This window comes from Kitasatospora sp. NPDC034533 (genome assembly GCF_055575155.1).
In genome coordinates this window covers 32219-43912 of the sequence record NZ_JBVITE010000032.1, presented here as the reverse complement: position 1 = coordinate 43912, position 11694 = coordinate 32219, and the positions used below count along the sequence as shown (strand labels likewise).

The following is an 11694-nucleotide window of genomic DNA, read 5'->3' as shown; positions in this document are numbered from 1 at the left end:
CGGGGAGCTGGACGCTTCCAGACCCTACCTGGGACCAGGGGTCCGTAAACCCCTAGATCAAGAAAGATGGAACGGGCGTGTCCGATCTTCGCCCCAGCGTGCTTCCCCTCTGCTAAGGGGGATACCCACCGCGCACCGCCCAAAGCGGGCCGGATGTATCGTCGAGCGAAGTGATATCCGATCGCGACCACAAGTCGAGGTCCGATCGTTGTACGAATGGCGGGATTGCTCCAGGAATAGGGGCGACCCGGGACAGAAACGGCAGGGGACCATGTCGGTGACCGAGCAGACGGCGGCAGCGGCCGAGGCGCTGGAGGTGTGGATCGACCAGGATCTGTGCACCGGCGACGGCATCTGCGCGCAGTACGCACCCGAGGTCTTCGAGCTCGACATCGACGGGCTGGCCTACGTGAAGGGGCCGGACGACGAGCTGCGCCAGCAGCCCGGGGAGACGGCCCCGGTGCCGCTGACGATCCTTCAGGACGTGGTGGACTCGGCGAAGGAGTGCCCCGGCGACTGCATCCACGTGCGCCGGGTCGCCGACCGGGTCGAGGTGTACGGGCCGGACGCGCAGTAGCCGGTCCGTCACACGGCGGAGACCGGGGCGGCGGTCTGGGAGCGTTCCCAGCCGCCGCCCTTCGGCGTCCAGGTGAGGTCGAGTGAGATGTCCGGCCGGAAGCGCGGCACGTCCTCGCCGGAGTACCCCTGGGCGTGGCCGGTGACGGCACCGTCCGAACGCACCGCGATCCGGCTCACGGTGAGGTTCTCGCGCTCGGCGAGCAGGGTGGCCGCCACCCTCGGGCGCCCGTCCGGGCCGAAGTCCAGCAGGAGGACGGCGTCGGGCGGGGTGCCGGTCTCGGTGGCGCAGTGCGCGGCGACCACCGTGGCGGGACGTCCGTCGCCGAGCCGGGCGGACACCGCGAGCGCCGTCTTGACCGGGAACGGGCCGCAGTCCAGCGGGAGTTGGACCTGCGCCGGGTCGGGGCCGGCGGTCGCGGCGAGGGCCGTGGGCGCGGGGTGCGCGGACACCGGGGTGCCGGTCGCCGGGGAGGCGGCCAGGGCCGTCCCCACCACCACGCCGCAGCCGGCCAGGGCGACGGCCCAGTGCCAGGGGGCGGTCCGCACGCGCCCGGGCCCGGTGCGGCCCCGCGGTGTCTGCTGTCCAGCCGTCGCCGTCGTCCCGACCGCGGTCTCCACCAGGCGTCCCCTCCAGCGCTCCGGCCACCAAAGCGTCAGCCAGCATCGTCCCACACGGTGATCGGCGGAACGCGAAAGGGGTGGTACGGGCTCCTCGCCCGCACCACCCCTCGTCCGTCTTCGGGCTCAGCCCAGGTCGGGCTGCTCCGCGTCGGTGCCGCGGGCGGCCTTGCGGGCCGCCGCGCGCTCCTGGAGGGTCGGCTCGGGCGCCCCGCTGTCGTAGTCCTCGCCGTACGCGCCCTTGGCCGGGCGGCGGCGGCGCAGCGGCGGCTCGACGCCGTCCGCGAGGCGGCGGGCGGTGAGCAGGAAGCCGGTGTGGCCGATCATCCGGTGGTCCGGGCGGACCGCCAGGCCCTCCAGGTGCCAGGTGCGGACCATGGTCTCCCAGGCCTGCGGCTCGGTGAAGGTGCCGTGCTCGCGCAGCGCCTCGACGGTCTTCGACATCTGCGTGGTGGTGGCCACGTAGCAGCAGATGAGGCCGCCGGGGACGAGCGCCTTGGAGGCGACGTCCAGGCACTCCCAGGGGGCCAGCATGTCGAGGATGACGCGGTCGACGTCGGTCTCGACCAGGTTGTCCTGGAGGTCGCCGACGGTGAGCTTCCACGCCGGGTGCGGGCCGCCGAAGTAGCGCTCGACGTTCCCCCGGGCGATGTCGGCGAAGTCCTGCCGGCGCTCGTAGGACGCCAGCATGCCCTGCTCGCCGACGGCACGCAGCAGGTACGTGCTGAGCGCGCCGGAGCCGACGCCGGCCTCGACGACGCGGGCGCCGGCGAAGATGTCGGCCATCGCCAGGATCTGCCCCGCGTCCTTGGGGTAGATCACGGCGGCGCCGCGCGGCATGGACAGGACGTAGTCGGGGAGCAGGGGGCGCAGCGCGAGGTACGGGACGTTCCCCGTGGTGCGCACGACCGTGCCTTCGGGAGCGCCGATCAGCTCGTCGTGGGGGAACGCACCCTTGTGGGTGTGGAACTGGTTCCCGGCCTGGAGCGTGAACGTGTAGTGGCGACCCTTGGGGTCGGTCAGCTGGACCTGGTCCCCGACCTGGAAGGGCCCGCGTCGGCGGGCGGCACCGGTCGGTTCGGACATGCGGACAATCCTAAGGGAAGCGGACCGCCTCCCGGGACGCGGGTGATCAACGGCCGGCGATGGCGGTGGTCAGCCGCTGTTCGATGTCGCTGAGCGCGGCGACGCCGTACACCCGGCCGTCCGGCTCGACTACCAGGTACTCCCCCGCCGGGGTGGCCTGGACGGCCCGCAGCAGCTCCTCGCCGCCGAGGTCGGCGTCCAGCCGCATGCCGGGCTCGATGTCGCGCGCCAGCGGGCCGACCGCCACCCAGGGCCGGCGCTGCTCGGGCACCGACCGCACGGCGGCCTCGCGCACGATGGCGATCGGCTCGCCCCGGCCGTCCACCACGATCACCGCGCCCGCCCGGGCCTCGTGGGCGCGGCGCAGCGCCTCGCCGAGCGGGGTGTCGGCGGTGACCTCGACGGCCCGCCGGGCCAGTTCGCGCAGCCGCAGCGCGGGCAGCGCCTCCTTGAGCCGGGCGTTGCGCAGGCTGCCGGTGGCACCGTTCCAGATGATGGCGGCGAGCACGGCGGCCAGCACCGCGTCCACCAGGGTGTCGGTGGAGGTCTGCTCGATCCCGCGGGCGGCGCTCAGCAGCGGCAGGCCGATCAGCACGGCGACGGCCAGGCCGCGGCCTACCCAGGCGGCGGCCACCGTGCCGGCCATCGGCTTGCCGGTGACCGCCCAGACGACCGCGCGCAGCATCCGGCCGCCGTCCAGCGGCAGGCCGGGGAGCAGGTTGAAGGCGGCGACCACCAGGTTGGAGACCATCAGGCCGGTGAGCAGCACCCCGGGCACGGTGGACAGCTCCACCGCCCGCACCGCGAGGTAGAACAGGCCGCCGAGCGCCAGCGAGAGCAGCGGGCCGACGAAGGCCAGCCAGAACTCGCGCCAGGGGCTCTCCGCCTCGTTCTCGATCTCGGAGACCCCGCCGAAGAACTGGAGCTGGATCCGCCGCACCCCGAGCCGGTAGCGCAGCGCGACCAGGGTGTGGGCGAGTTCGTGCACCAGGACGGAGGCGTAGAAGGCGACCGCGAAGAAGAACGCGATCAGGTAGCGGCTGGCGCCGAGGTCGGGCAGCACCTCGCCCAGCTGCCCGCCGAACACCCAGGTGATCAGTGCGGCGATGACGAACCAGGACGGGGTGACGTAGATGGGCACGCCGAAGGGCCGGCCCATCAGGAGGCCGCCGCCGCGCTCGGGCGGCGCCCCGGCCGGACGCCGGTCGCCGTCCTGCGGTGGCCGGTCGGAGGGCCGCTGCCCTCTGCTGTCGCTCACCGTGATCCCTTCGGTCGTCTCTCCCGCCGTGCCCCGGTGCGCCCACGCTACGTGATCGCGGCCCGGCGGCGCGGCGCACCCCTCTTTCCGGCTTGATACCCACTCCGCCGCCGCTCTGGCAGCACCGTGGCAGCGGGATGGCAGCGAGGGGCAATAGGGTCGTAGCCATGCAGCACACCGACACCAGCAGTGCCGCCGGGCGCCCGGCGGCACCTCCGACCGGGCTCTCGCCCTCCCGCGCGGGGGACTTCCTCACCTGCCCCCTGTTGTACCGGCTGCGGGTGATCGACCGGCTGCCCGAGCCGCCGAGCCCGGCGGCGACCAGGGGCACGCTGGTGCACGCGGTGCTGGAGCGGCTGTTCGACAGCCCCGCGGCCGAGCGGACGCCGGAGCGGGCGCTGGGCCTGCTGCGCCCGCAGTGGGAGCGGCTGCTGGGCGAGCGCCCGGAGCTGGGCTCGCTGTTCCCGCAGGACCCGGACGGCGCGGCGCTCACCCGGTGGCTGGCGGACGCCGAGAAGCTGGTCGGCCAGTGGTTCCGGCTGGAGGACCCGACCCGGCTGCACCCGGTGGAGCGGGAGCTCTACGTGGAGACGGCGCTGGAGTCGGGGCTGCTGCTGCGCGGCTACATCGACCGGGTCGACGTCGCCCCGACCGGTGAGGTCCGGCTGGTCGACTACAAGACCGGCCGGGCGCCCTCGCGGGACTTCGAGGGCAAGGCGATGTTCCAGATGAAGTTCTACGCCCTGGTGGTGTGGCGCTGGAAGGGCGTGATCCCCAAGCGCCTCCAGCTGGTCTACCTCGGCGGGGGCGGGGACGTGGTCACGTACGACCCGGACCAGGCGGACCTGCTCGCGGTGGAGCGCAAGCTCCAGGCGCTGTGGGAGCGGATCAGCCACGCGGTGGCCACCGGGGACTTCCCGGCCACCCGCAACCGCCTCTGCGACTGGTGCGACCACCGGGCCAGCTGCCCGGAGTTCGGCGGCACCCCGCCGCCGTACCCGCTGCCGCTGGCCCGTACGTCGGATGAGAGCGATCCCACGGGGGATCCGATGAGCGAGGAGTCCTAGGTGACGATCCGAGTGCTGCTGGTCGACGACCAGCCGCTGCTGCGCACCGGTTTCCGGATGATCCTGGAGGCCGAGTCCGACCTCGTGGTGGTCGGCGAGGCCGGCGACGGCCAGCAGGCGCTGGACCAGGTGCGGGCGCTGCAGCCCGACGTGGTGCTGATGGACATCCGGATGCCCAGGATGGACGGCGTCGAGGCGACCCGCCGGATCGCCGGCCCGGGGCGGGACGGCCCGGCCAAGGTGCTGGTGCTGACCACCTTCGACCTGGACGAGTACGTGGTGGAGGCGCTGCGCGCCGGTGCCAGCGGCTTCCTGCTGAAGGACGTCCCGGCCGAGGAGCTGGTGCAGGCGATCCGGGTGGTGGCGGACGGCGCGGCGATGCTGGCGCCGAGCATCACCCGCCGGCTGCTGGACATGTACGCCACCAAGCTGCCCTCCGGTGACGAGGCGCCGCCGCAGGCGCTGAGCGCGCTGACCGAGCGCGAGCTGGAGGTGCTGAAGCTGGTGGCGCGCGGGCTGTCGAACGCGGAGATCGCGGCCGAGCTGTTCGTCAGCGAGACCACCGTGAAGACCCACGTGGGCCATGTGCTGACCAAGCTCCAGCTGCGCGACCGGGTGCAGGCCGCGGTGTACGCCTACGAGAGCGGACTGGTGCGTCCGGGCGCCCTGTAGGGCCGGCGACGGCGCGCTGAAACGTCACGGCGGCCCGTCCGCTCCCCCGGATCACCGGAAGGAGCGGGCGGGCCGCCGTGCCGCGGGCGCTACTTGTTGGTGCGGCTGATCTCCCAGAAGCGGAAGTAGCCGGTGGTGTCGACGGTGGACTCGACGCCGGTGACGTAGGAGCGGGCCGCGTAGAAGGACTTGTTCTGGTACAGCGGGATCAGCGGCACGTTCTCGGCCTCGATCTGCTGGATCTGCGCGTAGGTGGCGGCCGCGGCGCTGCGGTCGGTCTGCTTGAGGCCGTCCGGCACCAGCTTCCCGCTGATCCGCGGGTCGTCCCAACCGTGGTGGTAGGCACCGCCGTTGACGAGCAGCGGGGCGAGGTAGTTGTCCGGGTCCGGGTAGTCGGCGAACCAGCCGATGATGTACGCCTGGTACTTGCCCTCGGCCCAGCCCGTCCGGTACGAGTCCCAGTCGGACTCCTGGGCGAGCGTCACCTGGAACACGCCGCCGGTCTCCAGCTGCTTCTTCAGCGTCTCGGCCTCGTTGCTGCCGGCCCGCGAACGGGACCAGGTGAGGGTGAACTTGACCGGCGTCTGGATCTTGGCGTCGGACAGGATCTTCTTCGCCTTGTTCACGTCCTGGTCGCCGTAACGGTCGAAGAAGGCCGTGGTGTGGCCGGGCAGACCGGCCGGGACCATGGAGTAGAGCGCCTGGACGGTGCGGGCGAAGACGTCGCGGGCCAGCGCCTTGCGGTCCATCATCTGGGCCACGGCCTGGCGGACGGCGACGTTGCTCATCAGCGGGTCCTTGGTGTTGAGGACCAGCGAACGGGTGTCGTTGCTGTCGCCCTCGGTCACCTGGAGGTCGGTCTTGCCGCCCTGCTGGTCGGAGCGGACCTGGGCGGCGGTGTTCGGCTCCAGGCTGTTGTCGGTGAGGTCGACCTCGCCCTTGTCCAGCGCGGTCTTCAGGTCCTCGGCCTTGTCGAAGTACCGCACCGTGAACTTGTTGTTCCGCAGCTTGGCGTCGCCGCCGTACTTGTCGTTCGGCGCCAGGACGACCTTGCCCAGCTGCTTGCCGCCCTTGAACTGCTCCAGCCCGTCGAAGCGGTACGGCCCGGAGCCGATCAGCTTGTCGTTCGGGAGGACCTTGTCGGCGGGGTAGTACGAGTGGTCCACGATGGCGCCGACCGGGCTCGCCAGCTTGGCCGGCAGGGTGGCGTCGGGCGCGGAGAGGTGGAAGAGCACCTCGTTGTCGCCCTTGGCCTCGACGGACTTGATCGAGTCCAGCAGCTCGGCCGGGCCGGTCGGTTCGTTGATCTTCTTGGTGCGCTCGATCGAGAAGACCACGTCCTGGGCCGTGAGCGGGTGCCCGTTGGAGAACTTCAGGCCCGGCTTCAGGGTGCAGTGGTACTCGGTGGCCTCGCCGTTGGTGAACTCGCAGGACTGCGCGGCGTCCGGGGACGGCGCGCTGGCGGCGGCCTGGAAGGTGAGCAGCGACTGGAAGGTGTTGCGCAGCAGCATCCAGGAGCCGGCGTCGTAGGCGGCCGCCGGGTCCAGGACACCGGTCAGCTGGCTGGTGCCCATGGTGATCGACTTGCCGCCGTCCCCCTTGACCACGTCGGTCATAGATCCGCAACCGGCCACCGACACGGTGACCAGGCCGGCGCAACCGAGTACTGCCAGGCGTTCAACTGAAGTCTTCACGAGGCGCGTCCTTCTGGGTGGCACGAACTGGAGTAGCGTGCCACATCGAACACGTACGACCGGTACTCGTTCAGGTGACGTTTGGGACACGGTGGTTCAGGGCATCAGAGCGCGCCCGACGAGTTGTCAGCCATTGCCCGTTTTCTCCCCCGGAGACCCCTGCCGGGAGCCTCGAACGGCCACTTACCAGCGAGTAGCTCTGGGGCGCAGTGAGATGACAATCACACTCGCGAAGTGATCAGGGAGCGCAGAAGGTCGAGGTCGACCCGTTCCAGCGAGGGCAGCACCAGCCGCCCCGGAGCCGGCTCGACGGGCGCCACCGAGGGCACCGCGATCACCGGGCAGCCGGCCGCCTCGCCCGCCCGCACCCCGGTCGGGGTGTCCTCGATCACCACGCAGCGCGACGGCTCCGCGCCCAGCCGGCGGGCCGCCTCCAGGTACGGGTCCGGGAACGGCTTGGTGCGCGGCACCTCGTCCCCGCCGATGGTGAAGGCGAAGTGGTGGGCGCCCAGCGAGCGCAGCACGATGTCGATCACGTGCCGGTGCGAGGCGGACACCAGGGCGGCCGGGACACCGTGCGCGGCAAGGGTGTTGAGCAGCCGCTCGGCGCCCGGCATCAGCGGCACGCCGCCGGCCAGCAGGTCGACGAAGCGCTGGTTGACCAGCACGCCGAGGTCGGTCGGCGCGATGTCCACCCCGGTGCGGGCCACCAGGTAGTCCATCACCCTGGTCATCGGGCCGCCGACCACGTGGGCGCGGTCCGCCTCGTCCAGCTCGTGGCCCAGCTCGGCGAAGAGCGAGACCTCGGCCTGCCACCAGAAGTCCTCGGTGTCCACCAGCGTCCCGTCCATGTCCAGCAGCACCGCCTGGAGCCCGCGGCCGTCCCCGTGGTCGAGGACGCGCGTGGCGGTGGGGCTGGTCGTCATGTCGGGGATCCTTCCGGCAGGCCCGGGACGTGCCCGGGAAGGCGCGGGCCGGCCCGCTGGTGAGCGGACCGGCCCGTTCAGGATCATCAAGGATACGCCCGCTTCGTCCGGAAGGAGCGAACGCTGCGCGAACCGGGGGTTACCGCGCGTTGAAGTACTTCGCCTCCGGGTGGTGGATCACGATCGCGTCGGTGGACTGCTCCGGGTGGAGCTGGAACTCCTCCGAGAGCACCACACCGATCCGCTCCGGCTTCAGCAACTCCGCGATCTTGGCCCGGTCCTCCAGCTCGGGGCACGCCCCGTAACCGAGCGAGAAGCGCGCCCCCCGGTACTTCAACGCGAACATGTCCTTCACGTCCTGCGGATCCTCACCGGAGAAACCCAGCTCGTAACGGACCCGCGCGTGCCAGAACTCCGCCAGCGCCTCCGCCAACTGCACCGACAGACCGTGCAGCTCCAGGTAGTCCCGGTACGAATTGCCGGCGAACAGCTCGTTCGCCGCCTCCGAGATCCGGTTGCCCATCGTCACCACCTGAAGACCCACCACGTCCCGCACCCCGGACTCCTCCGGACGGAAGAAGTCCGCCAGGCACAACCGCCGCCCGCGCCGCTGACGCGGGAACGTGAAACGGGTCCGCTCGGTACCGTCCTCGTGGAAGACGATCAGGTCATCACCCTTGGAGTTCGCCGGGTAGTAGCCGTACACCACCGCCGCCTCCAGCCAGCCCTCCGTCTGGAGACGGTCCAGCCACGCCCGCAACCGCGGCCGCCCCTCCGTCTCCACCAGCTCCTCGTACGACGGCCCCTCCCCCGAACGCGCCGCCTTCAGGCCCCACTGCCCCTTGAACAGCGCGTCCTCGTCCAGCCAGGACGCGTAGTCCGCGAACGGCACGCCCTTGACGATCCGGTCCCCCCAGAACGGCGGAGTCGGCACGGTGTTGTCGACGGCCACGTCCGAGCGGATCTGCCCGAGGTTCACCTCCGGCTCCGGCTCCTCCACCTCCACCCGGGCATGCCGGCGCTGCTTCAGCTCCGGCAGCGCCGCACCCGGCACCCCGCGCTTGACCGCGATCAGCGCGTCCATCAACCGCAGGCCCTCGAACGCGTCCCGCGCGTAACGGACCTCGCCCTCGTAGATCTCGTGCAGGTCCTGCTCCACATAGGCACGGGTGAGCGCGGCACCACCCAGGATCACCGGGAACGACGCGGCCAGCTTGCGCTGGTTCAGCTCCTCCAGGTTCTCCTTCATGATCACCGTGGACTTCACCAGCAGCCCCGACATCCCGATCACGTCCGCGTTGTGCTCCTGCGCCGCGTCCAGGATCGCCGAGACCGGCTGCTTGATCCCCAGGTTCACCACGTTGTAGCCGTTGTTGGACAGGATGATGTCCACCAGGTTCTTGCCGATGTCGTGGACGTCGCCCTTCACCGTGGCCAGCACGATGGTGCCCTTGCCCTCGCTGTCGGACTTCTCCATGTGCGGCTCCAGGTAGGCCACCGCACTCTTCATCACCTCGGCGGACTGGAGCACGAACGGCAACTGCATCTGGCCGGAACCGAACAGCTCACCGACCACCTTCATCCCCGCCAGCAGGGTGTCGTTGATGATCTCCAGCGCCGGGCGCACCGTCAGCGCCTCGTCCAGGTCCGCCTCCAGACCGGCCCGCTCGCCGTCGATGATCCGCCGGCGCAGCCGCTCCTCCAGCGGCAGCGCGGCCAGCTCCTGCGCCTTGGACGCCTTCACCGAGGCCGTGGAGACGCCCTCGAACAGCTCCAGCAGGCGCTGCAACGGGTCGTAGCCGTCCCGGCGGCGGTCGTAGACCAGGTCCAGGGCCGCCTCCCGCTGGTCCTCGGGGATGCGGGAGATCGGCAGGATCTTGGAGGCGTGCACGATCGCCGAGTCCAGACCGGCCTCCACGCACTCGTGCAGGAAGACGGAGTTGAGCACCACCCGGGCCGCCGGATTCAGACCGAAGGAGATGTTCGACAGGCCCAGCGTGGTCTGCACCCCGGGGTGGCGGCGCTTGAGCTCACGGATCGCCTCGATCGTCTCGATGCCGTCCCGGCGCGACTCCTCCTGGCCGGTGGCCAGGGTGAAGGTCAGGCAGTCCACCAGGATCGAGCCCTCGTCGATGCCGTAGTCGGTGGTGAGCTCGGCGATCAGCCGCTCGGCGATCTCCACCTTCTTCGCCGCGGTACGGGCCTGGCCCTCCTCGTCGATGGTCAGCGCGATCAGACCCGCGCCGTGCTCCCGCGCCAGCGAGGCGATCCTCCCGAACCGCGAGTCCGGGGCGTTGCCGTCCTCGTAGTTCACCGAGTTGAGCACCGCCCGCCCGCCGAGCGCCTCCAGGCCCGCCTGGAGCACGGGCGGCTCGGTGGAGTCCAGCACGATCGGCAGGGTGGAGGCCGTGGCCAGCCGCCCCGCGATCTCCTTCATGTCCGCGACGCCGTCACGCCCGACGTAGTCCACGCACAGGTCCAGCAGGTGGGAGCCGTCCCGGATCTGGTCCCGGGCGATCTCCACGCACGCCTGCCAGTCGCCCGCCAGCATCGACTCGCGGAACTTCTTCGAGCCGTTGGCGTTCGTCCGCTCACCGATCGCCAGGTACGAGGTGTCCTGACGGAACGGCACCGCCTGGTACAGCGACGCCGCCGACGGCTCGGGCCGCGGATCGCGCGCGGCGACCGGACGACCCTGGACCCGCTCCACCACCTGCCGCAGGTGCTCCGGCGTCGTACCGCAGCAGCCGCCGACCAGCGACAGCCCGTACTCCCGGGTGAACACGTCGTGCGCGTCCGCCAGCTCGCCCGGGGACAGCGGGTAGTGGGCACCGTCCTTGCCCAGCACCGGCAGACCCGCGTTCGGCATGCACGACAGCCCGATCCGCGCGTTCTTCGCCAGGTAGCGCAGGTGCTCGCTCATCTCCGCCGGCCCCGTCGCGCAGTTCAGCCCGATGTAGTCCACGCCCAGCGGCTCCAGCGCCGTCAGCGCCGCGCCGATCTCCGAGCCGAGCAGCATCGTCCCGGTGGTCTCCACCGTCACCTGCACCAGCACCGGCAGGTCCAGCCCGGCCCGCGCCAGCGCCCGCTTCGAACCCAGGACCGCGGCCTTCGTCTGGAGCAGGTCCTGGCTCGTCTCGACCAGCAGCGCGTCCGCGCCCCCCGCGATCAGACCCTCCGCGTTCCGCTGGAAACCGTCACGCAGCACCTCGTACGGGGCGTGCCCCAGCGTCGGCAGCTTGGTACCCGGGCCGATCGACCCCAGCACCCAACGGGTCCGGCCGTCGGCCGCGGTGTGGGCGTCGGCCACCTCACGCGCGATCCGCGCACCGGCCTCGGAGAGCTCGAAGATCCGCTCGGCGATCTCGTACTCGCCCAGCGCGCTGAAGTTCGCGCCGAAGGTGTTGGTCTCCACGCAGTCCACACCCACGCCGAAGTACGCCTCGTGGACGGAACGCACGATGTCCGGGCGGGTGATGTTGAGGACCTCGTTGCAGCCTTCGAGGTTCTGGAAGTCCTCCAGCGTCGGATCCTGCGCCTGGAGCATGGTGCCCATGGCACCGTCGGCGACCACCACCCGGGTGGCGAGTGCCTCGCGCAGCGCGTTCGCGCGGCTCTGCTGAGTGACGGACGGGTTGGCTGCGATGGCCATGGGGCGTCTCCCTGGTGCGACGGCTGTCGGCTTTGCGAACCCGCTTGCTCGGGTACGCACCTCGCCAGGGTATCCGGCCCGCGGGTGGGCTCGCCGTTCCATTCCGTATCCTGAGCGCTCGACCGCAAGGGGGGAGCAAGCG

9 protein-coding genes are annotated in these 11694 nt (G+C 71.3%); 3 read left to right on the top strand and 6 right to left on the bottom strand.

Annotation, left to right across the window (positions count from 1 at the left end):
* Nucleotides 1–271 precede the first annotated feature (271 nt).
* Complete coding sequence (locus tag ACZ55U_RS22145; protein ID WP_465528089.1) at nt 272–577, top strand: ferredoxin; 306 nt, start codon at nt 272–274, stop codon at nt 575–577.
* 8 nt (nt 578–585) lie between these two features.
* On the opposite strand, the gene ACZ55U_RS22140 is transcribed toward ACZ55U_RS22145, so the two are convergent.
* The 3 genes from ACZ55U_RS22140 to ACZ55U_RS22130 all read right to left on the bottom strand — a co-directional run bounded on the left by ACZ55U_RS22140 (nt 586) and on the right by ACZ55U_RS22130 (nt 3541).
* A complete protein-coding gene (locus ACZ55U_RS22140; protein ID WP_465528087.1) occupies nt 586–1125 on the bottom strand; it encodes a hypothetical protein in 540 nt (179 codons plus the stop codon).
* Between the two features lie 198 nt (nt 1126–1323).
* On the bottom strand, nt 1324–2283 hold the full coding sequence (locus ACZ55U_RS22135; protein ID WP_465528085.1) for a tRNA (adenine-N1)-methyltransferase: 960 nt from the start codon (nt 2281–2283) through the stop codon (nt 1324–1326).
* Nucleotides 2284–2329: 46 nt separating this feature from the next.
* A complete protein-coding gene (locus ACZ55U_RS22130) occupies nt 2330–3541 on the bottom strand; it encodes a site-2 protease family protein (RefSeq protein WP_465528083.1) in 1212 nt (403 codons plus the stop codon).
* Between the two features lie 167 nt (nt 3542–3708).
* Here ACZ55U_RS22130 and ACZ55U_RS22125 point away from each other — a divergent pair, with 167 nt between their 5' ends.
* Both ACZ55U_RS22125 and ACZ55U_RS22120 read left to right on the top strand, forming a co-directional pair.
* Entirely contained in the window at nt 3709–4608 is a 900-nt protein-coding gene (locus ACZ55U_RS22125) for a RecB family exonuclease (RefSeq protein WP_465528081.1), read from the top strand.
* Nucleotides 4609–5280 (top strand): response regulator, encoded by a 672-nt coding sequence (locus tag ACZ55U_RS22120; RefSeq protein WP_188299078.1) that lies wholly within the window; start codon nt 4609–4611, stop codon nt 5278–5280.
* A gap of 89 nt (nt 5281–5369) precedes the next feature.
* Here ACZ55U_RS22120 and ACZ55U_RS22115 read toward each other — a convergent pair whose 3' ends face one another.
* From ACZ55U_RS22115 to metH, 3 genes are all read right to left on the bottom strand, one after another.
* The gene (locus ACZ55U_RS22115) at nt 5370–6896 is read right to left on the bottom strand and encodes an ABC transporter substrate-binding protein (protein ID WP_465528079.1); all 1527 of its coding nucleotides are present in this window, start codon (nt 6894–6896) and stop codon (nt 5370–5372) included.
* A 299-nt stretch (nt 6897–7195) separates the two neighbouring features.
* Nucleotides 7196–7900: an HAD family hydrolase gene (locus tag ACZ55U_RS22110; RefSeq protein WP_465528076.1), complete on the bottom strand. Its 705-nt coding sequence runs from the start codon at nt 7898–7900 to the stop codon at nt 7196–7198.
* A gap of 139 nt (nt 7901–8039) precedes the next feature.
* Nucleotides 8040–11552 carry a methionine synthase gene (gene metH / locus ACZ55U_RS22105; protein WP_465528072.1) on the bottom strand — a complete coding sequence of 1171 codons (3513 nt, stop codon included), beginning with the start codon at nt 11550–11552 and terminating at the stop codon, nt 8040–8042.
* Nucleotides 11553–11694: the final 142 nt, after the last annotated feature.

Bases quoted from the DNA above. Each gene is read 5' to 3' on its own strand.
- metH (WP_465528072.1), bottom strand. From the start codon at position 11,552: ATGGCCATCGCAGCCAACCCGTCCGTCACTCAGCAGAGCCGCGCGAAC.
- ACZ55U_RS22115 (WP_465528079.1), bottom strand. From the start codon at position 6,896: ATGACCGACGTGGTCAAGGGGGACGGCGGCAAGTCGATCACCATGGGC.
- ACZ55U_RS22145 (WP_465528089.1), top strand. From the start codon at position 272: ATGTCGGTGACCGAGCAGACGGCGGCAGCGGCCGAGGCGCTGGAGGTG.
- ACZ55U_RS22110 (WP_465528076.1), bottom strand. From the start codon at position 7,900: ATGACGACCAGCCCCACCGCCACGCGCGTCCTCGACCACGGGGACGGC.
- ACZ55U_RS22125 (WP_465528081.1), top strand. From the start codon at position 3,709: ATGCAGCACACCGACACCAGCAGTGCCGCCGGGCGCCCGGCGGCACCT.
- ACZ55U_RS22135 (WP_465528085.1), bottom strand. From the start codon at position 2,283: ATGTCCGAACCGACCGGTGCCGCCCGCCGACGCGGGCCCTTCCAGGTC.